The organism is Marinobacter mangrovi (assembly GCF_016798325.1).
GTDB lineage: Bacteria > Pseudomonadota > Gammaproteobacteria > Pseudomonadales > Oleiphilaceae > Marinobacter_A > Marinobacter_A mangrovi.
Genome location: NZ_JAERVO010000001.1, coordinates 230,577 through 252,289 on the forward strand (window position 1 = coordinate 230,577; position 21,713 = coordinate 252,289).

The window sequence follows — 21,713 nt, forward strand, 5'->3', positions numbered from 1 at the left end:
ATACCGTCTTTACACTGGATGAAATACTGTATATAGTCGTTGATACTGTATATAAAGACAGGTCAACGGCATGAAGCTGACACCAAGACAAACCCAGGTACTGGATGTGATCCGTCGGTCGATCGACGAGACGGGTTATCCCCCCACGCGTGCGGAAATCGCCCAGGAGTTGGGCTTCAAGTCCGCAAACGCCGCGGAAGAACACCTGCGGGCGCTGGCCCGCAAGGGTGCGATCGAAATGGTGCCGGGCGCCAGTCGTGGCATCCGGTTGCCGGAAGCGGAAGAGGATCCGGGCCTGCCGATTGTCGGCCAGGTCGCTGCCGGCAGTCCCATTCTCGCGCAGGAGCACATTGACGACTATTGTGCCCTGCAGCCAACCTTTTTCTCCCCATCCGCTGATTACCTGCTGCGCGTTCGCGGCATGAGTATGAAGGACATCGGTATCCTCGACGGCGATTTGCTGGCCGTTCACCGAACCCAGGACGTGCATAACGGTCAGGTGGTCGTGGCCCGGGTTGGCGAGGAAGTCACGGTCAAGCGCTACAAGCGCGACGGCTCCCGTGTCTACCTGATTGCCGAGAATGAGGAATTCGACCCCATCGAGGTTGATCTCACAGAGCAGGAACTGTTTATCGAAGGCCTGGGGGTGGGTGTGATCCGTCGTTCGGATATGCACTGACCACCCGGCACGCGAGCATTCGGAGGTGTCCCATGGAGCAGCTCAGTTTTAACCCGTCACTTTCCCGTCATCCGATGCCGGCGCCTGTTGTGGAGCCGGCCCTGGAACGACAGAGTCGTCGCCAAGAGACGGGCCGCCCGACCGGATCCGTTGATTTCGCGAGGAGCGCGTCGTCCCGCGGAGCATCGGCGCCTCAGGTGCCCCAAGGTAATGTGACGGAGATTATCCTGCCGGAAGCGCAGGTGGAAAACATGCAGTTGCTCCTGCCCATGCTGACCCAGCTCAACCAGGAGCGCCGTTGGCTGGCGTGGATTGATCCGCCCCAGGCACTGATGCAGAAATGGCAGCAGATGCACGGTATCGTTGCCGGGGAAATCCTGGTGCTGCGTTCCAGCGATCAGCACGATGCGTCGTCACTGGCCGAGCGTGCTCTGCGGGCCGGAACGTGCCATGCGGTCGTGATGTGGACCGGTGGTGTTATGGGCGCGCCGGCGTTCGAGCGCCTGCAGTCGGCTTCAGCGCAGGGCAACAGTCATGGCGTCGTACTGCGCCAGAGGTAAGCTTTCGCGGGCGTGGCCGTTGAGCGCAGGGGCATTCGGATATCATGGTTCGCTCGGATGATCCCGGCCTGATGGCGACTTGTGGGCAAATCGAATCGCGCACATTCAGGTCGAGCATGGTAGGCGCTGTTGTTCAGGTTAGTCGGTCGTCGTGGTCGGGTCGCCGATGCTCTGGATGGGTCGTTTTTCAGGTTAATTGGAGCGGGGGTGGTGGTTTGCGGCGAGCAGCCGCGCTGAACTCGCCACGATGAGAAGCAGGGTCTGGAAGGTCCGACCCTGTCAGTGAAGTGTTCTGGGGGTAACCGGTTTGGCGACCTCGGCCTCGGCGTCTTCATCATCCCAATCGATGGCATCTGCAATATTGCCCACCGCCTCGATACCGGCGGTCATCATCGCTTTGGCGACAGACAGGTCGCGATCTTCCATCATGTCCCGTGCTTCCTGGGAGAAAGAAATACGCACCAGCGGTGTGGTTTCGTCGTCCGCCCGGCGCAGGGCAAAGTCACCATCGGGAAGTTCGACAATTTCCAGAATCGATGTGGACATATAGACTGCCTTATCCTGAAGGCCATTGGCCTTTTCAAATCAGTGTGTTCGTTGTCGCCGCGTCATGGCATGGGGGAGAGTGATTGGTCACCACTCGTCATGACGCTCCACGACCATTTCCAGATACGTTTTCATGCCGGCGGCGGTTTCCTGCAATGCCGGCAGCGCGCGATCCGGTCCGTTCTGGGACGAAATCGCAATCATGTTTTCCTGCTCGGTTGGCGCCTTGCGCTCCGTCGGTCTCTGTTGCTCACTGAGCAACTGTTCGGTTTGCTGCCACCAGGAGCCGGGCTCCATCGACAGGCGTCTCAGCTCTTCCACCTCGGCACGATCACCGCCAATGCTGTCTGCGAGGGCGTCCAGGCTTTGTGGTGCCTGCTGGCGCGCCTGGTAGATGTCGGCAATGACTCGCAGCAGGGCCTGGCGTGATTCGGCCAACAGGGCAATACCGCCCTGAATGCTGGCTTCCCGCTCAACGGCGTGTTCCTGCTGCTCGGCAAGCCGGAACAGGGTACTGGCCAGAAACAGCTTCTGTCTGGTAAATGACGGCCATTGTGACGCCATGTCGGAACCCCGTGACTTCATTGATCGCTACTGGTTGTGATTCTACCAGATTGTTGCCTGTGTTTCGCTGTCGTTGTGTGTCGATGATTGGCGCCTCGCAAGCTACCAATTAACAACTTCCTACAATTCAATGCTTGTCATCCGCTCGCCAATCAGGCAAAAAGCGCGCGCATTCGAAAAATATAACGACGTGTTCGCAACACGTTCGACGAAAGGTCGTCCGTGGCGGAATGCGTCCATGCTGGTTGGAGAACGGACTATGGGGAAGCAGACGCTTGCACTGATGGCAGTGTTGTCATTGGCCGGGATGGGCAGTATCGCCCAGGCCAAGGTATCCGACGCTGAGGCCGCCCGCCTGGATCAGGACCTGACACCGGTTGGCGCCGAGCGCGCTGGAAATCCGTCAGGCACGATCCCGGCCTGGGACGGCGGGCTGTCAACGCCGCCCGCGAGTTACCAGAAGGGTAAGATCGAGACGGATCCGTTTACCGATGACAAGCCGCTGTTCGTCATTACGGCCCGCAATGCCGATCTCTACAAGGACAAGCTGACCGCCGGCCATCGAAAACTGCTGGAGCAGTACGGCTCCGATTATGTGATGCCGATCTACCGGACCCGGCGCACGGCGGCTTACCCTGAGCGAATCTATGATCGCCTGCGTGATAACGCCGTTTCTGCAACCCTGCTGGATAACGGTAATGGCGTGCGCGATACCATTGCCACCAGCCCGTTCCCGATACCCAAGAGCGGCCTGGAAGCGATCTGGAATCACATCCTGCGCTACCGGGGGGAAGAAGTGTCCTACCGTTCCGCCTTCGCCACACCGACGGTGGATGGATCGTTCACGCCGGTGCTGACCGAGTACGACTACTTCTTCGCCTACAGCGAGCCGGGCGCTACCCTCGCGGATATCGACAACAAGATCTTCTATCTGAAGACCCGGATTATGGCGCCCTCCAGTCTGGCCGGGACACTGAATCTGGTTCACGAGACGCTGGACCAGGTGCGTTCGCCGCGTCTGGCGTGGCGTTATGAATCCGGAGAGCGTCGCCTGCGTCGGTCCCCGAACCTGGCCTATACCACGGATCTGCCCAACAGCTCGTCGCTGCGTTCGGTGGATCAGAAGGATATGTATAACGGTGCGCCCAACCAGTACGACTGGGTGCTCAAGGGCAAGCGTGAAATCTACGTGCCCTACAACGCCTATCGCCTGCATCAGCCGTCCGCAACGGCCGACAAGATCGTCCAGGCGCGCCACATCAATCAGGAACTGACCCGTTACGAACTGCACCGGGTCTGGGTTGTGGAAGCCACCCTGCGGACCGGCATCGAGCACATTTATCATCGTCGTGTGTTCTACATCGACGAAGACAGTTGGCAGATCCTGGTGTCTGAAGAGTACGACGAGGACGGCAACCTCTGGCGGGTTTCAGAGGCTCACAACATCAGCTACTACACGGTACCGGTGTTCTGGACCACGCTGGAACTGACCTACGATCTCAAGTCCGACCGCTATTATGTGGATGGGCTTGATGATGGCCAGGGCCCGTATGATTTCCATCCGGGCTTCCGTGGCAACGAGTTCACCGCCTCTGCGGTACGCCGCTCAGCCCGCCGCTGATGAATATCGACGCCGATAAAACCCGATCCCTGTGGATCGGGTTTTTTGTTGGGACGCAAGCCTGGTGGCGTACCGGTCGGCGGCAGGCGATATCGCGGTTATACTGCGTGAATCATCCACTGAACGCCGGGAAGGGGAAGACCGAATGCCGAACGCACTGGAATCGCTGGATCGCCTGATCAACGCCTTTCGCGAAGCGCTCTCGCAGGAAGACTGGGAGACGCTGGGGCAGATCAGCCAGTCTGTTCAGCCGACGGTTTCAGCAGCCGTTGCGGATGAGGCGAATGATCGCGGTGAGCTGGGTCAGCGGCTGGAAACCCTCCAGGAGTTGATGGACGACGCTGCCCGGCAGGCGACCGAATCTCGTGATACGGCGGCGAGGGAACTGCGTGGAATGAACCAGAACCGTAATGCGCTGAAGACCTATGCCAATGTCCGTGCCCGCGGGCGCCGGCCGTGATTTTTGGTAAAAATTTGCGTCATAAAATTGACTCAAACCTTTCCGGAGTCTTAACTACGCGTCAGAATTCAGGCAAACTGTGGCCTTTCCAGAGCATTGCCGAGGGGCTCCGGCATCCAATGCAGCACATCTTTCGCAGACCCGTCCCCGGGGCGATCTGACAGCTGGCTGGTCGGTGCCTTCCTGATAACCCGGAGACAAATCCTGCATGTCCAGCGAACACAATAAAATTCTGGTCCTGATTAGTAATGACGCAGTCCGTCGTGATCTGACAACGATCCTGGATTTTATCGGAGAGGTCTCTCAGGTGGTCGCCCCGGAGGCTTTGGCGAGTATTGAGACGACCGATCTGGCCGACGCGACGTCGGTGATGGTGGACAGCGCCGAGCCGGGGCTGGTCGACCTGCTCAAGCAGCTGGACGAGCGTGATCCCGGACTGCCGGTTCTGGTGGTGGGGGATCCCGACCTGACCGATGTCAGTGAGGACATCGCGAAACGGGTGATCGCCCGCATGGAATGGCCCCTCAACTACACCAAATTTGTTGACTCCCTCTATCGCGGGCAGGTCTTCCGTGATCAGTACGCCCGATCCAAAGAGCGGGGCCAGCAGCGCAGCGTTCAGCTGTTCCGCAGCCTGGTGGGCACGAGTCGAAGTGTCCAGCATGTGCGCCAGCTGATGAGCCAGGTCGCCGATAAAGAAGTCAGCGTGCTGATCACCGGCGAATCCGGAACCGGCAAGGAAGTGGTGGCGCGCAACCTGCACTACCATTCGCCGCGCCGCGACAAGCCCTTCGTACCCGTCAACTGCGGCGCCATTCCCGGCGAGCTGCTGGAAAGCGAATTGTTCGGTCATGAGAAAGGCGCTTTCACCGGCGCGATTACCGCCCGCATTGGGCGTTTCGAGATGGCCGAAGGCGGCACCCTGTTCCTCGACGAGATCGGCGATATGCCGCTCAACATGCAGGTCAAGATCCTGCGGGTCCTGCAGGAGAAAACCTTTGAACGGGTGGGCAGTAACCGCACCCAGAGCGCCGACGTTCGGGTCATCGCCGCCACCCACAAGAACCTCGAAGACATGATCGAGGGCGGCGACTTCCGGGAAGACCTCTACTACCGCCTCAATGTCTTTCCCATCGAGATGCCGGCCTTGCGCGAGCGTGTCGAGGACATTCCGCTGCTGGTGAACGAGCTGATCGCCCGTATGGAGAAGGAAAAGCGCGGCTCACTGCGACTGAATTCCGCTGCCATCATGAGCCTGTGCCGCCATGACTGGCCGGGCAATGTGCGCGAACTGGCCAACTTGGTGGAGCGCCTCGCCATCATGCACCCCTACGGCGTGATCGGTGTCCAGGAGCTGCCCAAGAAGTTCCGCTATGTGGACGATTTCGATGAGAATCGGCCGATGGAAGATCAGGGCATGCCGGGCGCCGTGCCGGGCCTGGTGGGGCTGGATGCGCCGGCGCTACTGCCCGTCAACGGCATCGACCTGAAAGATTACCTGGGCAATCTCGAGAAGCAGCTGATCCAACAGGCGTTGGATGAAGCCGGCGGCGTCGTGGCTCGTGCGGCGGAAAAACTGCGCATTCGCCGGACCACGCTGGTGGAAAAAGTCCGCAAATACGGCCTGCGCGAAGAGACTTCCGAAAACGCCTGAATGTCCCGGGCCGGCTGTTCGTGGCCGGCCCGAATGCCTGATTCCTTCCACTGTCAAAATCCCGTTCCCGCCTTGTCTAACGCCTTCATATTCCGACAAATATCTGGCATCTCCGCTTTCTGTTTTCCGGAAACTTACTGAAAAGTAAGAAAAAATAAAAACTGGCACAGCAATCGCTTGACGACCTGCAACGCTAATTATATTGCGGGCGTCGCGACCTTTCGTCGTGAGCCCGCAGCCGGGAGGTCAGGCATGAGCCAGCTGCAGTTTTCCGCCAAGTCATCCGCGACGGCCGGTGGGTCCAACGCCGCCGCCGACGCCAATCAGAAGGTGACGGCGCTGTTTCCGGAAGCCACCGACGATGCTGCGGTGGATTCCGCCCTGGACCTGTTCAACCGCATGTCCCGGCAGATTACCGATTCCTACCGCACGTTGGAGTCCCGGGTGAACCAGCTGTCTGGTGAACTGACCGCTGAGACCCGACAGCGCCAGCAGGAGCTGGAAGAGAAGGAGCGCCTGGCCGACCGACTGTCCACACTGCTCTCCGTCATGCCGGCGGGCGTGGTGGTTCTCGACAGCAAGGGCGTCGTCAGCCAGTGCAACCCGGCGGCGGTGTCGCTGCTCGGCGAGCCGCTGGAAGGGGAGGCCTGGCTGGAGGTGATCCGGCGCTGTTTCGCACCGCGTCGGGACGACGGTCATGAAGTCTCTTTGCGGGATGGCCGGCGGGTCAGCATTGAAATCCGCTCCATGGAAAACGAGCCGGGCCAGTTGATCCTGCTGAACGACCTGACAGAAACCCGTCGCCTCCAGGCCCAGCTGTCCCACGCCCAGCGCCTGTCGGCCATGGGCCGGATGGTGGCGTCGCTGGCCCACCAGATCCGTACACCGCTGTCCGCCGCCATTCTGTATGGCGGGCATCTGTCCCAGCCGGACCTGGAGCCGGAGCTGCGTCAGCGTTGTGCCGATCGACTGATGTCCCGACTGACTCACCTGGAACAACAGGTCCGCGACATGCTCATCTTTGCCCGTGGCGAGACACGCCTGGCAGAACAGCTGTCGCTGGCGTCCCTGGGCGAGGCCCTGCAGAGCGCGGCCGATGCTCTGGCGCTGCGTCCGGAAACGACGCTGGAGTGGGCGCTGACACCGTCCACCGCGTCGATCCACTGCAATCGCGACGCCCTGATCGGCGCCTGTCTGAACCTGGTGAACAACAGCCTCGAAGCTGGCGCCAATCATGTGACGGTGCGGGTCAGCGTGAACGAAGGCCAGGCGGAAATCATTGTGGCTGACAACGGGCCGGGCTTTGCGCCGGAAGAGCGTGAGCAACTGCTCGAAGCGTTTTACACCACCAAATCCCAGGGCACCGGGCTGGGTCTGGCCGTGGTCCAGGCCGTGGTGAAAGCGCACAAGGGCGAATTTGATCTGACGTCCGAGGGCTCAGGTGCGCAAGCGATTCTACGCCTGCCTCTGGCCCAGGACGCGGTTTAACACTGAACTCAAGAAACTGAGTACAAGAGTAAGGACAAGGCGGAGGCAATCATGGCCAAATCAACCGTTCTGATCGTCGAGGATGATCGTGACCTGCGCGAGGCGTTGGTGACGACCCTGGAGCTGGCGAAATTCAAGGTACGTGAAGCCGACTCCGCCGAGCAGGCGCTGCAGCGGCTGGCGGACGGCCCCGTCGATATTGTGGTGAGCGACGTCAACATGCCCGGTAAGTCCGGTCATGACCTGCTGTCGGACGTCCAGCGACTGCATCCGGGGCTGCCGATGATGCTGATTACCGCCTACGGCCAGATCAGCGACGCGGTGGCCGCGATGCAGGCCGGCGCCATCGATTACCTGGTCAAGCCGTTCGAGCCGCAGGTGCTGGTAGAGGCGGTTGGTCGCGTTGTGGGCGGCGATGGCTCCCGCCGCAAGGACGAGCCGGTAGCGGAAGATCCGGTCAGCCAGCGTATGTTCCAACTGGCCCGCAAGGTAGCCGCCAGTGATTCGACGGTGATGATCTCCGGCGAGAGCGGGACGGGTAAGGAAGTGCTGGCTCGCTATATCCATCAGTATTCCTCGCGGGCGGATCAGCCGTTCGTGGCGATCAACTGCGCGGCGATTCCCGAAAACATGCTGGAAGCGATCCTGTTTGGTCACGAGAAAGGGGCCTTTACAGGCGCCCACGCCTCATCGCCGGGCAAATTCGAGCAGGCCAACGGCGGCACGTTGCTGCTGGACGAGATATCCGAAATGGACATGGGCTTGCAGGCCAAGCTGCTGAGGGTCCTGCAGGAAAGAGAGGTGGAGCGCGTCGGCGGTCGCAAGCCGATCCGGCTGGATGTGCGCGTGCTGGCCACCACCAACCGTGACCTGGCGGATTATGTCCGCGAAGGCAAATTCCGGGAAGACCTCTACTACCGCCTGAGCGTCTTCCCGATGCAGTGGCAGCCGCTGCGCGAGCGCCCGCGGGACATTATGCCCCTGGCGCGCCACCTGCTGAAGTCCCACAGTCGCAAGATGAAACTGACCGGCATCAGCTTCAGCCGCGATGCCGAGCAGGCCCTGCGCCATCACAGCTGGCCGGGCAACGTTCGTGAGCTGGACAATGCCATCCAGCGGGCGTTGGTGCTGCTCCAGGGTCAGGACATCGTCGCCGACGATCTGTGTCTGGACATGGGCATTACCGGACTGAGTCCCCGCACCGTGCCAACCCCGCCGCAACCGGTGGTTGAAGAACCGACGCTGCCGGTCAGTGAGTCGCTCCAGACGGAAATGACCGAAGAAGAGGCCGAGTCCGGTTCATTGGGGCAGGACCTCAAACAACGTGAATTCCGCATCATCATCGATGCCCTCAAGCGTGAGCGCGGCCGCCGGAATCGCGCCGCCGAGCAGTTGGGCATCAGTCCACGCACGCTGCGCTACAAACTGGCCCAAATGCGTGATTTCGGTATCGACCTCGACGCGGAGCTGGCCACCGCCTGATCCGCATTGTGAACCCCTGATTGACTCCTGCGTTAACTCCTTCGTCTGGCACCTTCGGGTGCCACTTTTTTGTTACCGGCCCGTCGGTCCTTCGGCGCTGCTGCCTGGCGCCAGTCAATTATTTGGCAAGGTTCCGGTAACAATATCGAAAACTCTACTTATCTTTATGAAAATTAACGTTATTTATGGTTTGGCCCGAGCTTTGCTTTAAATCCTCCAGCAATGACTGATCAACGCGAGCCGGTTTGCTGTCAGGCGCAACCGGCGAGGAGAGAGCACCATGGTTCAACGGGCCGACATCAACAACGTCCTTTCCGAGATTCGTTCTCTGCGCTCGCAGATGATGCAGAATCAGCGGGTCGAGCAGGAGAACCAGCTCAAGGGTTCCCTCGACAGCGTCCGCAAGCCCAATGGTCCCAGCGAAACCCAGGAAGCCCCGGGGTTTGGTGACATGCTCAAGCAGGCCGTCGATGGCGTGAACGAGCTGCAGTCCAACTCCACGCAACTGGCCACGGCCTACGAGCAAGGCGATCCCAATGTGGATATTGCCCGGGTTATGATTGCCTCGCAGAAAGCCTCGGTCTCTTTCGAAGCCCTGACTCAGGTCCGCAACCGTGTGGTGCAGGCCTATGAAGACATCATGAACATGCCGGTCTGATAGCGGAGCAGAACCATGGCCAGTGCAGCCGCCGAAGCAACAACATCCAATACACCGGCAACGACCGACGCCGGCAATGAAAGCCAGAGCGATCTCCTGTTCGGCTTCAATCGCCTGACCCTGCTGCGCCAGATTGGCCTGATGGTGGGGCTGGCAGCCAGCGTCGCGCTGGGCGTCGCGGTGGTACTCTGGGCCCAGGAACCCAACTACCAACCGGTATTGGGGGATCTGTCCAGTTACAACACCCAGGAAGTCACCAATATCTTGGATCAGTCCGGTATCGACTATCACATGGAGCCCCGTACCGGTGCGCTCCTGGTTGCCTCGGATGACGTCTATAACGCCCGCCTCAAGCTGGCCGCCGCTGGCGTCACCGACGAGAAAACCGTTGGTTATGAACTGCTCGACAAGGAGCAGGGGCTGGGCACGTCCCAGTTCATGGAGAACATCAGCTACCGCCGCGGCCTGGAAGGGGAGCTGGCGCGTACCATTTCCAGTATGAGCAACGTCCACGGGGCGCGTGTCCACCTGGCGATTCCCAAGCGTTCCGTCTTTGTCCGGGATGCCCGCGAACCGTCGGCGTCTGTCTTCCTGGAGGTCTACTCCGGTCGGCGCCTGTCGGACGAACAAATTTCCGCCGTCGTCAATCTCGTGGCCGGCAGCGTGCCGGAAATGAAGCGGGAGCACGTCACCGTTGTGGATCAGAACGGCAACCTGCTGACCAATGATGACGAGGACAGCGACGCCAAGCAGATGCAGGACCAGTATGAATACGCGTCCCGCATCGAGGACAAGCTCAACAAGCGGGTCGCCAGTATTCTGGCGCCGGTGGTCGGTGACGACCGCTTCCGCGCCGAAGTCTCGGCGGATCTGGATTTCTCCAACGTGGAGAAAGCCCAGGAACTCTACAACCCCGAACAGCGGGCCATCCGGTCCGAGCGGAAGATGAGCGAGCAGCGGACTGCGGGGGCTCAAGGCGGGATTCCGGGTGCGCTCAGCAATCAGCCGCCAGGCAATGCGACGGCACCGGAAGTGGCCAACAACAACCAGGCCCAGCAGAATCAGCAGAACGGTCAGGGTCAGCAGGGGCAACAGAACCAGCAGCAAAGTACGCCGGTTAACGTCCGCACCGAGTCGACCAAGAACTATGAGATGGACCGTTCCGTCAGCTACATTCGTCAGGAGCAGGGCACGGTCCAGCGTCTGACCGTGGCCGTGGCCGTGGACGACAAGCGGGTGGTCAATCCCGACACCGGCGAAGTCAGCTACCAGCCCTGGTCGGAGCAGGAGTTGCAGCGCCTGACCCTGCTGGTGCGGGATGCGGTAGGTTACTCGGCAGCCCGTGGCGACAGTGTGACCGTCATGAATACGGCGTTTGCGCCGGAGCAGCAGGTGGCCTTTGAAAAACCGGGCTTCTGGGAGCAGCCCTGGTTCTGGGATCTGATGAAGCAGGTGCTGGCGGGTCTGGTGATCCTGATCCTGGTCCTTGGTCTGCTGCGCCCGACCCTGAAGAGCCTGTCCGGCGCCGGTCGCAGCGAGCGCGACCGGTCACTGGGTTCGGACGATTACGACAGCCTGCAGGGCATCGAAGGTGACGACGCCCTGCGCAGCGCCATGGATCGCAGCGACGACCTCCTTTTGCCGGGTGCGACAGATAGCTATGATAAGCAACTGAACGCATTGAAAGGCGTGATTTCGGAAGACCCGGCCCGGGTCGCCCAGGTCATGCGCCAGTGGGTAAACGTGGATGACTGACGACAACGCAGCGCAAAACCAGCCGGCCAAAGAACCGACCAAGCCGATGCGCAAGATTCCCCGGGTGGAGCAGGCGGCTATTCTGCTGATGAGCCTGGGTGAAGCGGATGCTGCGCAGATCCTCAAGCATATGGGGCCCAAGGAGGTCCAGCGCGTGGGGGTCGCCATGGCCCAGATGAAGGACGTCAGCCGAGAAGAGGTCAAGTACGTGCTGGACCAGTTCGTCGACGCCGTGGGTGGGCAAACCGGTCTGGGCGTGGGCAACGACGACTATATTCGGGCGATGCTGACCCAGGCGCTGGGTGACGACAAAGCCTCCAGTCTGATTGACCGGATCCTGATCGGCGGCAACACCACTGGCCTGGACACGCTGAAATGGATGGAGCCGCGGGCGGTGGCGGATATCATTCGCTACGAGCACCCGCAGATCCAGGCCATCGTCGTGTCCTACCTGGACCCGGACCAGGCCGCCGAAATCCTCGCCACGCTGGACGACAAGGTCCGGCTGGATGTCCTGATGCGGGTGGCCTCGCTGGAAAGCGTCCAGCCCCAGGCCCTGCAGGAACTCAACGACATCCTCGAGAAACAGTTCTCCGGCGGCTCCACCACCCAAACCAGCCGGATTGGCGGGGTCAAGCGGGCGGCTGATATCATGAACTTCATGGACCGCAGCGTCGAAGGCAACCTGATGGATTCCATCAAGGATATGGATCCGGATCTGGCGTCGACCATCGAAGACCTCATGTTCGTCTTTGACAACCTCAAGGATATCGATGACCGGGGCATTCAGGCCCTGCTGCGCGAAGTCTCTTCCGAAGTCCTGGTCGTGGCACTCAAGGGTGCCGATGACGAGGTCAAGGACAAGATCTTCAAGAACATGTCCAAACGCGCGTCCGAGCTGCTGGCGGATGACCTGGAGGCCAAGGGGCCGGTCCGCGTCAGCGAGGTGGAAGCGGCGCAGAAAGACATTATCACCATTGCCCGCCGAATGGCTGAAGCGGGTGAAATCACCCTCGGCGGTTCCGGCGAAGAAATGATGTAATGAAACACAAGGGCCATCGTGATCGAATTCCTTCCGAAGAGCTGACTGCCTACGAGCGTTGGGAGCTCCCGCTGCTTGATGAAAAAGGCAACATGGTGGCGCATTCCCGGGAGGAAGATCGCAACGTCAAACCGCTGACGGCTGCCGACCTGGAAGCCATTCGCAAGGAAGCCTGGGAAGACGGTCAGAAGGAGGGGCAGGAAGCCGGCCACGAGGAAGGTCTGACCCGCGGTCGGGAAGCCGGCCACCAGGAAGGGTTCCAGCAGGGGCTGGAAGAGGGCCGTACCCAGGGCCGGGAAGAAGCGCTGCAGCAGACCCGTGAAGAGGTCGAGGCCCGGCTGAAGCAGCTCGAAGCCATCATGGCCGATCTGGTGGATCCCATCCATCGCCATGAGGACGAGCTGGAAACGGCCCTGTTCAATCTGAGCACCGTTCTGGCCCGTGCGGTGGTCTATCGGGAGTTGCAAACCGATTCGTCCCAGATCCGCACCGTGGTCCGTGAAGCCGTGGCCAGCCTGCCGTCCACCCAGGATAACGTACGCATCCGCGTCAATCCGTCGGACCTGGAATGGGTCCGGGATGTGGCTGGTCGTCTGGAAGCCGAAGCCAGTGTCGTCGAAGACGAGACCATCCTGGCCGGCGGCTGTAAGGTGGAAACCCGCCACAGCCTGGTGGATTTCACGGTGGAGAAACGCTTCCAGAAAGCCGTCCAGCGCATGCTGGATCAGCAACTGGACAGTGACGAGCCCGGCGACAGCGTCGAGCTGGATGCCATGATGGGCGACCTGACGGATTTCCATCGCGACGTGCTGGAAACCGGCAACGCCGACGACCAGACAGCGTCCGGCCCGACCGACACGGACACCGAGACCGACCGCGGGGAGGATGACCGTGACGAGCACTCTGGCTGACCGCCTCAACCGACTCCAGGATTACTTGCCACCACAGATCGAACCGGAGCTGTCCGGGCGCCTGACCCGTATGGTCGGGCTGACGCTGGAGTGCGTCGGCTGCCCGATGGTGGTGGGCGATCGCTGCGTGATCCAGGGGCAGGGTATTGGCAGTGTTGAGGCGGAAGTGGTCGGTTTCGAGGATGACCGCGTCTACCTGATGCCGTTGACCGCCATCGAGGGGCTGCGGCCCGGCGCTCGCGTTGTGCCGCTGTCTTCGGCGAGCCGGGTGCCGGTGGGACCTGAGCTACTGGGTCGGGTGATCAATGGCTCCGGCGTGCCGCTGGACGGTGGCGGTCCCCTGCGGGCCGAAGCCCAGGTGGGCCTGGCCGGTGAAATCATCAACCCCCTGCACCGTGCGCCGGTCCGTCAGAGCCTGGACGTCGGGATTCGAGCCATCAATTCACTGCTGACGGTCGGCCAGGGCCAGCGCCTGGGGCTGTTCGCCGGTAGTGGTGTGGGCAAGAGTATGCTGTTGGGCATGATGACCCGGTTCACCGACGCGGACATCACCGTCGTCGGCCTGATCGGCGAACGGGGCCGAGAGGTGAAGGAATTCATCGAAGACATCCTCGGCGATGAGGGGCTGGCCCGTTCCGTGGTCGTGGCCTCACCGGCGGACGATTCGCCGCTGATGCGCTTGCGCGCCGCCATGCTCACCACGCGCATCGCCGAGTATTTCCGTGACCGGGGCAAACGCGTCCTGCTGTTGATGGACTCGCTGACCCGTTACGCCCAGGCCCAGCGGGAGATTGCGCTGGCAGTCGGCGAGCCACCAGCGACCAAGGGTTATCCGCCGTCGGTCTTTGCCAAACTGCCCCAATTGGTGGAACGTACGGGTAACGGCAAGCCCGGTGGCGGGTCGATTACCGCGTTCTACACGGTCCTGACCGAAGGCGATGACCAGCAGGATCCGATAGCCGACGCGGCCCGGGCGATCCTGGACGGCCACATTGTGCTGTCCCGCTCGCTGGCGGAAGAGGGGCATTATCCGGCCATTGATGTGGAAGCCTCGGTCAGCCGGGTCATGCCCCAGGTGACAGCCAACGAGCATTTCCGCAAGGCCCAGGAATTCAAGCAGGTATTCGCCCGGTACCAGCAGGCGCGGGATCTGATCAGCGTCGGCGCCTACGTCAGAGGGTCCGATCCGGAGACCGATTACGCCATCGAACGCATCGACGACATGCGTGCCTTCCTGCGCCAGGGGCTGAAAGAGAGCGCGCCCTACCAGGCCAGCGTTGACCGGTTGCAGGAGGTGCTGCCCAATCGTAAGAACCGGGCGCCGGAACCGCCGCAGCAGGGTAACGTATGAAACCGCGGTCCGAACGGCTAGAAGTGGTCCTGTCGCTGGAGCAGCGCCGCGAGGACCAGGCGCTGGATGGGCTGAACCGGGCGCGCCAGCACATGCAACAACAACAGCACCAGCTGGATGAGCTGCGCCGCTATCAGGCCGACTACCGGGACCAGATGCGCCGCGGTCAGCAAGGGGTGGTGTCGGTGACCAAGCTGCAGGGCTGGCAGGCCTTCATTGCCCAGCTCGATCAGGCCATCGTGTCCCAGGAACAACAGGTCCGCAAAGCGGTTGAAGCGTTTGAAAAGGCACGGGATGTCTGGCGCGAGGCTTATGAACGTCGCAAGGGGATGGCACGTCACATTGAAGCCTGCCGGGCCCAGGAACAGCGCCAGCAGGACCTGCGTGACCAGAAACAGGCCGATGAAGCCGCCAACCGAATGCACGCCCGACGCCGTTTGACGTGATCCGTCGGGGAATCCACTTTAAATTTACGCATGCATTTCGCCGAGTTTTGTCTATCCTCAATCCCGTGGAATAATCAAAAATGAGTTCGGAGACATCCCGGATACTCGGCGTAAAGGACATACCCGGGGCAGGGCAGCAGACGCCATTCAAAGGTGCCGCGCCCGATTCAGACCCGCTGGCTCAAGCATTGACGGAGGACACCGCATGGCCATTCACACGCGGCGAAGCGAAGACGGTCGCACGCTGATTATCAGTATCGATGGACGCTTCGACTTCAGTTCCCATCAAAGTTTCCGCGATGCCTACGAGCACGATGACCAGGACGTCAGCGATTACGTCATCGACATGTCCGAAACGACCTACCTGGACAGCTCCGCGCTGGGCATGCTCCTGTTATTGCGGGATTACGCCGGCGGTGATGCCGGTCGGGTCCGCATCGAAAACTGCAACAGCGACGTAAGACGGATTCTCAGCATTTCCAACTTCGAGCAGCTGTTCTCCATCAAGTAGACGGGAAGAGGCGTTACGTTGGACGAGGTGCAAACGGACGCGCAGGCGCTGCGCATCCTGATTGCCGATGACAGCGAAAGCGACCGCCTGATTCTCAGTACCATGGTTCGGCGTCAGGGTCATGACGTCATGACGGCGGCTGACGGTATCGAAGCGGTGGAAGGCTTTCGGCGTTTCCAGCCCCAGATCGTGTTGCTGGATGTGATGATGCCGCGCATGGATGGAATGGATGCGGCACGCCATATCAAGGCGCTGGCGGGCGAATCGTTGGTGCCTGTCATTTTCCTGACGTCCCTGTCCGATGCCGATGCCCTGGCCCGCTGTCTGGAGGCCGGTGGCGACGACTTTCTCTCCAAACCGTACAACCGCATCATCATCGAAGCCAAGATCAACGCCTTTAATCGCATGCGGGTGATGCACCGGACCCTGAGCCAGCAGCGGGACGTGATTCGTGCCCACAACCAGCGACTGGTCAACGAGCAGAATATCGCCAAACGGGTGTTCGACAATGTCGCCCACACCGGCTGCCTGGATGCGCCGAATATCCGCTACCATGCCTCACCCATGTCGGTGTTTAACGGCGACATCCTGTATGCCTGCCCGCGTCCCTCGGGAGGTATGAATATCCTGATCGGGGATTTCACTGGCCACGGCCTGCCGGCGGCCATCGGGGCCATGCCAGTGGCCGAGATTTTCTACGGCATGACCAGCAAGGGCTTTCTCAGTGGCGATATTCTGCGCGAGATCAACCAGAAGCTGTGGCGCATCATGCCCAAGGACATGTTCTGTTGCGCCGCCTTTATCGAACTCGACTTCCATCTGGGCAATCTCAGCATCTGGAATGGCGGCCTGCCCTGTGGCTTCCTGCTGCGCCGGGGTGAGACCGTTGAGCGACTGACCTCCGCTCACCTGCCATTGGGTGTTGTCGCGGCGGAGCGCTTCAGCGTGGATGTGGCCCGTTACAAGGTCGAGGAAGGGGACACGGTCCTGTTTGCCACCGATGGTGTTCCCGAAGCCATGAACGCCGAGGGCGAGATGTTCGGGGAAACCCGGCTGGAAGCGGCAGTAGCCGGCACGCCCGACGATCAGTCGGTGCTGGATGCGGTATTGCGGGCTGTGGCCCGGTTCACCGGCGCCGAGGAATACAGTGATGATCTGACGCTGCTGACCGTCGATGTGGTTCCGCCTGCTGACGTTGAAGAACTGCCGTTGCGGGTCACCCAGTCGGCCCTGAGCGGGCCGGCCACCTGGTCCTGCGAGTATGAGGTGACCGGCGAAACGCTGGCCCAGTTCAATCCGCTGCCGCTGTTGCTGCACATCTGTATGGAGGTGCCCGGTCTGCGCCGGCGGGGCGGCGAGGTGTACACGGTGCTGGCAGAGCTCTATACCAATGCCCTGGAACATGGGGTGCTGGGGCTGCCGTCCGTATGGAAGAATTCGCCGGAAGGGTTCGGCCAGTATTACGCCGAGCGGGAACGCCGCCTGCGAACGGTGGGGAACCATGCGGTGCTGTTCCGGCTCGAACACAAGACCGGCCGGAAAGGCGGTGAGTTGCGGGTGGTGTGCCGGGATAGTGGCGTGGGCTTCAACTATACTGAGCAGACACAAAGGACCGTCCCTGAGGCCGGGTACGCCGGCCGCGGGCTGGCGTTGCTGCGACAGCTGTGTGACTCGCTGACGCACCATGGCACGGGCAATGAAGTCGAGGCGGTCTATCGCTGGACGTTCGATCCCGACGAATCGGAACAACACACGGGTTGAACCGGGATGACGGAGCAGGCACTGTAGCCGACCTCCGTTGGCGGCGCGTTCCCGAGGAGGCACGTCCGGGGCATCGTTGAGGGATGCCCGCTGATCCAAGCTGGACAAAGTGATCCGCCCGCCAAGCCGCAGGCCCGGCCGGATGACAAGGAGACAATCATGAACGACAAGCCACATCTGGACGATGACGCGCTTGCGGAACTTCAGGAGGTTATGGAAGGCGAATTCGACGTGCTGATCAGGACGTACCTGAGCGACTCGTCGGAACGGTTGAATGCACTGAGATCGGCACTCAGTGACCGTGACGCCGACGCCTTCACCCGATCCGCCCACAGTTTCAAGGGAAGCTGTATCAACATCGGTGCGCCGCGTCTTGGCGCCTTGTGCGCCGACGCAGAACTGGCGGGCAAGGAAGAACGCATCGATGATGCCCGCCATGTTCTGGATGATATGCAGAGCGAATTCGCGATCGTCCGCGAGCTGTTGGAACACACCCTGATGCGGTGATGCCGGAGACGGTCGATCCGGTCCCCGTGCCGGCGGCCCGACACCCCTGGGTGGGCGTCACTCAGCCGGCTTATACCCACTCCGTGAAATTTGGCACTTTAATTGCTCCAGTCCCTGCAACACTGTTTGATTGATGCCTAGCGGCAAGAGGTTGCCATGTCCGGACTGGTGCTTAACCCCGCATCGCCCACACCCGATAAAATGTTGGACCGATCCCCGTCAACTGGAGACGCCGAGCGTTCCGGAGAAGCGTTCGAGGAAGTCTCTAACCGCGAGCAGTCGCGCCTGGAACAGAAAGAAGCGCAGCAGGAACGGGCCCAGCGCCGGGCGGAAGACGAGCGCCTGCAGGAAAAACGGGCTGAGCGGGTCGATGCCAAGGAGCGCCAGGAAGAAACCGCCCGCGCGGACAAGGCTGAAGAGCAGAGACGCTCCGATGACGCCAAGGATGCCAAGGGCAAAGAAGCCGATACCGCCGACGATGACAAGCCGGTCGCGGAAGGCCAGGCCAACAAGACCGAGAAAACGGCGTCTGAGGATGACAAGGACGGCAAGGATCAGAAAGACGACAAGCGGAAAGACGATGCCGCTGCCCCGATGCTTTTCTCCATGCCGACCAACGTGAAGGTGGAAACGACCAGGACGGCCGCCGCCGATGGCCCGTCGACCCCTTCGTCCGCTTCACAGAATCCGCTGCAGGGGCTTTCCCTCAAATCGCTGGCCCAGGGGGCGTCGGGCAACAGCGCTCAGGAGGGGAGCAGTGATGGCCTGGGTGCCGGCAAGTCAGACGCGGTCAGCACGTTGCTGGGTAAGAGCGTTGCCGCGGATGGCAAGGCCCTGGACTTTTCCGCCCAACTGGGCCGCTTGCAGGGGGACAGCAATGCCCAAACCTCCGTGCCGAATAACGCCACCGGCTTGCAACGGGGGCTGGACGGTCGCGAGACCATGGCGCCCCTGAAAAGCTATTCCACCAGCATTGATCTGCCGGTTCAGCACGCCGAGTGGGGCGACAAGATCGCAGGCAAGCTGGCCTGGCTCACCAGTCAGCGCATGTCCGCTGCGGAAATCCATGTGACCCCGCCGGACATGGGGCCGCTGGAAGTCCGGGTCCAGGTGCACCACGACCAGGCCCAGGTGACGGTCCATGCCACCCATGCTGCCGTCCGTGACCAGCTGGAACTGAACGGCCACCGTCTGCGTGACATGCTGCAGGAGAACGGACTGAACCTGGATCGCTTTGAAGTGTCCGCTGACACGGCGGACCAGGGCGCCCAGCAGCAACTGCAGCAGGAGGATGAGAATGGTGGCAATGGCAGTGGCAGCCTGGCCGGAGAGGGCGAGGAACTCTCGACCGACGAATCCGGCACGCTTGCCAGCGGTCAGCTTGATCTGAGCTGGCGTGGTGAAGTGGATCTTTACGCCTGACCGTCCGGTCAGGCTGGCTTTCCCCTCCCGTCCATCGCGACGCCGCTTTCGCCAGCCCCTCTTCAGAATGCACCGAACGCGTGTTCGTGGTTTATGTCTCCGCCTCCAGGCGCTAAACTTCTGTTTTCCAAAAGAACTGACTGGAGCGGCAGGATTGGCCTGTTCCTTGCTGCTAACCTCTCCAGACAGCGTGATACGACAATAATCTGACTGTAGGACTTATGGCGGAAAATACCGAGCAAGCCCCGGCGGGTGGGGGGAAAGGCAAGCTGAAGCTGATCATCGGCCTTGTTCTGATCATTATTCTGGCGGTGGGGTTGTCGGTGGCCGGTACGCTCTGGTTCCTGAAATCCGATGACGGTGCTGCCGCCGATGAAGCGGCCGCCGACGAGACGGCCGAGCCAGCATTCCAGCCCAGCCACTACTACGCCATCACCAAACCGTTTGTGGTCACACTGTCCACGGACGGGCGCCAGCGTTACATGCAGATCTTCCTGGCGCTGCAAAGCCGCAACCAGGGGGCGCTGGACGTCGCGCAGGCCAACATGCCGCTGATCCGAAGCCGGTTGCTGACCCTGTTTGGCGGGCAGGATTTCCAGGCCATGCAGACGCCTGAAGGCAAGGAAAAGCTGTTGCAGGAGACACTGGACACGATCAACGGCATCCTGGCGGAGGAAGGCGGCGAGCCGATCGACCATGTCCTTTTCGAAAATTTTGTGTTGCAGTAGCTATGACAGATTGTGGCCGATTGACTAATCTCGAGGTCGGATAGGGACTATGCAGGACTTACTCTCACAAGACGAGATCGACGCGCTCCTGCACGGCGTTGATGACGGCGATGTCGACACCTATGACGACGTCGACGATACAGGCGTCAAGAATTACGACCTGGCCAGCCAGGATCGGATCGTGCGCGGCCGGATGCCGACGCTCGAGATGATCAACGAGCGATTTGCCCGTTACACCCGCATCAGTCTGTTCAACATGCTGCGCCGCAACGCCGACGTTTCCACCGGCGGCGTGCAGATCATGAAATTCGGCGAATACATCCACACGCTGTACGTGCCCACCAGCCTCAACCTGGTCAAGATGCGCCCGCTGCGCGGCACCGCGTTGTTTATTCTCGACGCCAAGCTGGTCTTCAAGTTAGTGGATAACTTCTTTGGCGGGGAAGGTCGGCACGCCAAGATCGAGGGCCGCGAGTTCACGCCCACCGAGACCCGCATCGTGCAGATGATGCTCGATCAGGTCTTCAAGGACATGCGCGAGGCGTGGAATGCCGTCCTGAAGATGGATTTCGAGTACCTCAGCTCCGAGGTCAATCCGGCGATGGCCAACATCGTCAGCCCCAGTGAAGTGGTGGTGATCAGCACGTTCCATATCGAGCTGGACGGCGGCGGTGGCGAGCTTCACATGGCCTTGCCGTATTCCATGATCGAACCGATCCGGGATGTGCTGGACGCGGGTGTCCAGAGTGATATCGACGAAGTCGATGAACGCTGGGTCAATGCCCTTCAGGAAGACATCAAGGCCGTGAACGTTCCGGTCAATGCCACGGTCTGCCGACGCCGGATGTCGTTGCGGGAAATCGCCAAGCTCAAGGCCGGCGATGTGATTCCGGTGGAGCTGGAAGAAGAGCTGACGGTAACGGCTAACGGCATTCCAATCTATCAGGCCCAAATGGGCACCCGCGACGGGAATCTGGCGCTGCGGGTCACCCGTCGCATGAATCGGCCCAAAGTGAAGAAGCAACTGAAGGTGAACAGGCATGGCTGAAGACGACAAAAAGAAAGAGGGGCAGGAGATGAGCGAAGACGAAAAGCTCGCTGCCGAGTGGGAAGCCGCCATGTCCGAATCCGGCGATGATGCGGCTGACGGCGAAACCGCTGCCGAAGACGGCGGTGAACGCGATGACGAATGGGCGGCCGCCATGGCGGAGGCCGGTGCCAGTGAAGAGGATGTGAAAGCCGCACCGATGGAAGAGTTCGGCCAGGAAAGTGCGATCTCGGAAACCGGCACGGGTCCGGCTCCGGATCTGGATGTCATCCTGGATATTCCGGTGACCATCTCCATGGAGGTGGGGAACACCCAGATCCCCATTCGTAACCTGCTGCAGCTCAACCAGGGGTCGGTGATCGAGCTGGACCGGTTGGCGGGCGAACCGCTGGACGTGTTGGTCAACGGCACCCTGATCGCCCATGGTGAGGTGGTCATGGTGAACGAGAAATTCGGTATTCGCCTGACGGACGTCATCAGTCCGGGCGAGCGCATCAAGCGACTGTCAAAATAAGAAAG

Annotated in this window: 22 protein-coding genes; 20 read left to right on the forward strand and 2 right to left on the reverse strand. The window is 61.1% G+C overall.

Features of this window, described 5'->3' with window-relative positions:
- Positions 1–70: 70 nt before the first annotated feature.
- On the forward strand, positions 71–679 hold the full coding sequence (lexA, locus tag JL474_RS01010) for a transcriptional repressor LexA (RefSeq protein WP_123633183.1): 609 nt from the start codon (positions 71–73) through the stop codon (positions 677–679).
- 32 nt (positions 680–711) lie between these two features.
- Complete coding sequence (locus JL474_RS01015; RefSeq protein WP_123633185.1) at positions 712–1,239, forward strand: cell division inhibitor SulA; 528 nt, start codon at positions 712–714, stop codon at positions 1,237–1,239.
- Positions 1,240–1,518: 279 nt separating this feature from the next.
- Here the strand turns inward: JL474_RS01015 and JL474_RS01020 are convergent, their stop codons facing one another.
- Entirely contained in the window at positions 1,519–1,785 is a 267-nt protein-coding gene (locus JL474_RS01020; protein ID WP_123633187.1) for a hypothetical protein, read from the reverse strand.
- A gap of 87 nt (positions 1,786–1,872) precedes the next feature.
- A complete protein-coding gene (locus JL474_RS01025) occupies positions 1,873–2,349 on the reverse strand; it encodes a DUF6586 family protein (RefSeq protein ID WP_203140618.1) in 477 nt (158 codons plus the stop codon).
- A 259-nt stretch (positions 2,350–2,608) separates the two neighbouring features.
- On the opposite strand from JL474_RS01025, the gene JL474_RS01030 reads away from it, so the two are divergent.
- The 18 genes from JL474_RS01030 (at position 2,609) to fliN (ending at position 21,708) form a co-directional block, all read left to right on the forward strand.
- Complete coding sequence (locus JL474_RS01030; protein WP_203140619.1) at positions 2,609–3,970, forward strand: DUF1329 domain-containing protein; 1,362 nt, start codon at positions 2,609–2,611, stop codon at positions 3,968–3,970.
- Positions 3,971–4,115: 145 nt separating this feature from the next.
- Positions 4,116–4,430, forward strand: a complete 315-nt coding sequence (locus tag JL474_RS01035; RefSeq protein WP_203140620.1) for an SOS cell division inhibitor — start codon at positions 4,116–4,118, stop codon at positions 4,428–4,430.
- A 208-nt stretch (positions 4,431–4,638) separates the two neighbouring features.
- On the forward strand, positions 4,639–6,084 hold the full coding sequence (locus JL474_RS01040; protein WP_203140621.1) for a sigma-54 dependent transcriptional regulator: 1,446 nt from the start codon (positions 4,639–4,641) through the stop codon (positions 6,082–6,084).
- A gap of 252 nt (positions 6,085–6,336) precedes the next feature.
- Complete coding sequence (locus tag JL474_RS01045; RefSeq protein WP_203140622.1) at positions 6,337–7,572, forward strand: sensor histidine kinase; 1,236 nt, start codon at positions 6,337–6,339, stop codon at positions 7,570–7,572.
- Positions 7,573–7,623: 51 nt separating this feature from the next.
- Positions 7,624–9,054 (forward strand): sigma-54-dependent transcriptional regulator, encoded by a 1,431-nt coding sequence (locus JL474_RS01050; RefSeq protein ID WP_203140623.1) that lies wholly within the window; start codon positions 7,624–7,626, stop codon positions 9,052–9,054.
- A gap of 280 nt (positions 9,055–9,334) precedes the next feature.
- Positions 9,335–9,712 (forward strand): flagellar hook-basal body complex protein FliE, encoded by a 378-nt coding sequence (fliE, locus tag JL474_RS01055; protein ID WP_131477906.1) that lies wholly within the window; start codon positions 9,335–9,337, stop codon positions 9,710–9,712.
- A gap of 15 nt (positions 9,713–9,727) precedes the next feature.
- Entirely contained in the window at positions 9,728–11,467 is a 1,740-nt protein-coding gene (fliF, locus tag JL474_RS01060) for a flagellar basal-body MS-ring/collar protein FliF (RefSeq protein WP_203140624.1), read from the forward strand.
- Between the two features lie 46 nt (positions 11,468–11,513).
- On the forward strand, positions 11,514–12,509 hold the full coding sequence (gene fliG, locus JL474_RS01065) for a flagellar motor switch protein FliG (RefSeq protein WP_236012011.1): 996 nt from the start codon (positions 11,514–11,516) through the stop codon (positions 12,507–12,509).
- Positions 12,509–13,420: a flagellar assembly protein FliH gene (locus JL474_RS01070; protein WP_203140626.1), complete on the forward strand. Its 912-nt coding sequence runs from the start codon at positions 12,509–12,511 to the stop codon at positions 13,418–13,420. Before fliG ends, JL474_RS01070 begins: the two co-directional genes overlap by 1 nt.
- Entirely contained in the window at positions 13,401–14,771 is a 1,371-nt protein-coding gene (gene fliI / locus JL474_RS01075) for a flagellar protein export ATPase FliI (RefSeq protein ID WP_203140627.1), read from the forward strand. Before JL474_RS01070 ends, fliI begins: the two co-directional genes overlap by 20 nt.
- Positions 14,768–15,217: a flagellar export protein FliJ gene (gene fliJ / locus JL474_RS01080; RefSeq protein WP_123633211.1), complete on the forward strand. Its 450-nt coding sequence runs from the start codon at positions 14,768–14,770 to the stop codon at positions 15,215–15,217. The genes fliI and fliJ overlap by 4 nt, the downstream gene beginning before the upstream one ends.
- A 205-nt stretch (positions 15,218–15,422) precedes the next feature.
- Positions 15,423–15,728, forward strand: a complete 306-nt coding sequence (locus JL474_RS01085; protein ID WP_131477894.1) for an STAS domain-containing protein — start codon at positions 15,423–15,425, stop codon at positions 15,726–15,728.
- Between the two features lie 18 nt (positions 15,729–15,746).
- Positions 15,747–17,489 (forward strand): ATP-binding SpoIIE family protein phosphatase, encoded by a 1,743-nt coding sequence (locus JL474_RS01090; RefSeq protein ID WP_203140628.1) that lies wholly within the window; start codon positions 15,747–15,749, stop codon positions 17,487–17,489.
- Between the two features lie 159 nt (positions 17,490–17,648).
- Positions 17,649–17,996, forward strand: a complete 348-nt coding sequence (locus tag JL474_RS01095) for an Hpt domain-containing protein (RefSeq protein ID WP_131477892.1) — start codon at positions 17,649–17,651, stop codon at positions 17,994–17,996.
- 156 nt (positions 17,997–18,152) lie between these two features.
- Positions 18,153–19,418 carry a flagellar hook-length control protein FliK gene (locus JL474_RS01100; RefSeq protein WP_203140629.1) on the forward strand — a complete coding sequence of 422 codons (1,266 nt, stop codon included), beginning with the start codon at positions 18,153–18,155 and terminating at the stop codon, positions 19,416–19,418.
- 221 nt (positions 19,419–19,639) lie between these two features.
- Positions 19,640–20,146, forward strand: a complete 507-nt coding sequence (locus tag JL474_RS01105; RefSeq protein ID WP_131477888.1) for a flagellar basal body-associated FliL family protein — start codon at positions 19,640–19,642, stop codon at positions 20,144–20,146.
- A 49-nt stretch (positions 20,147–20,195) separates the two neighbouring features.
- Positions 20,196–21,194 carry a flagellar motor switch protein FliM gene (gene fliM / locus JL474_RS01110; protein ID WP_123633223.1) on the forward strand — a complete coding sequence of 333 codons (999 nt, stop codon included), beginning with the start codon at positions 20,196–20,198 and terminating at the stop codon, positions 21,192–21,194.
- A complete protein-coding gene (gene fliN, locus JL474_RS01115; protein ID WP_123633225.1) occupies positions 21,187–21,708 on the forward strand; it encodes a flagellar motor switch protein FliN in 522 nt (173 codons plus the stop codon). Before fliM ends, fliN begins: the two co-directional genes overlap by 8 nt.
- Positions 21,709–21,713 lie beyond the last annotated feature (5 nt).

Coding starts and splice junctions, on each gene's coding strand:
- JL474_RS01020 (WP_123633187.1), bottom strand. CDS start 1,785: ATGTCCACATCGATTCTGGAAATTGTCGAACTTCCCGATGGTGACTTT.
- fliN (WP_123633225.1), top strand. CDS start 21,187: ATGGCTGAAGACGACAAAAAGAAAGAGGGGCAGGAGATGAGCGAAGAC.
- JL474_RS01015 (WP_123633185.1), top strand. CDS start 712: ATGGAGCAGCTCAGTTTTAACCCGTCACTTTCCCGTCATCCGATGCCG.
- lexA (WP_123633183.1), top strand. CDS start 71: ATGAAGCTGACACCAAGACAAACCCAGGTACTGGATGTGATCCGTCGG.
- JL474_RS01040 (WP_203140621.1), top strand. CDS start 4,639: ATGTCCAGCGAACACAATAAAATTCTGGTCCTGATTAGTAATGACGCA.
- fliM (WP_123633223.1), top strand. CDS start 20,196: ATGCAGGACTTACTCTCACAAGACGAGATCGACGCGCTCCTGCACGGC.
- JL474_RS01045 (WP_203140622.1), top strand. CDS start 6,337: ATGAGCCAGCTGCAGTTTTCCGCCAAGTCATCCGCGACGGCCGGTGGG.
- fliF (WP_203140624.1), top strand. CDS start 9,728: ATGGCCAGTGCAGCCGCCGAAGCAACAACATCCAATACACCGGCAACG.
- fliJ (WP_123633211.1), top strand. CDS start 14,768: ATGAAACCGCGGTCCGAACGGCTAGAAGTGGTCCTGTCGCTGGAGCAG.
- JL474_RS01100 (WP_203140629.1), top strand. CDS start 18,153: ATGTCCGGACTGGTGCTTAACCCCGCATCGCCCACACCCGATAAAATG.
- JL474_RS01030 (WP_203140619.1), top strand. CDS start 2,609: ATGGGGAAGCAGACGCTTGCACTGATGGCAGTGTTGTCATTGGCCGGG.
- fliE (WP_131477906.1), top strand. CDS start 9,335: ATGGTTCAACGGGCCGACATCAACAACGTCCTTTCCGAGATTCGTTCT.
- JL474_RS01050 (WP_203140623.1), top strand. CDS start 7,624: ATGGCCAAATCAACCGTTCTGATCGTCGAGGATGATCGTGACCTGCGC.
- JL474_RS01095 (WP_131477892.1), top strand. CDS start 17,649: ATGAACGACAAGCCACATCTGGACGATGACGCGCTTGCGGAACTTCAG.
- JL474_RS01105 (WP_131477888.1), top strand. CDS start 19,640: ATGGCGGAAAATACCGAGCAAGCCCCGGCGGGTGGGGGGAAAGGCAAG.
- JL474_RS01035 (WP_203140620.1), top strand. CDS start 4,116: ATGCCGAACGCACTGGAATCGCTGGATCGCCTGATCAACGCCTTTCGC.
- JL474_RS01085 (WP_131477894.1), top strand. CDS start 15,423: ATGGCCATTCACACGCGGCGAAGCGAAGACGGTCGCACGCTGATTATC.
- JL474_RS01025 (WP_203140618.1), bottom strand. CDS start 2,349: ATGGCGTCACAATGGCCGTCATTTACCAGACAGAAGCTGTTTCTGGCC.
- JL474_RS01070 (WP_203140626.1), top strand. CDS start 12,509: ATGAAACACAAGGGCCATCGTGATCGAATTCCTTCCGAAGAGCTGACT.
- fliG (WP_236012011.1), top strand. CDS start 11,514: ATGCGCAAGATTCCCCGGGTGGAGCAGGCGGCTATTCTGCTGATGAGC.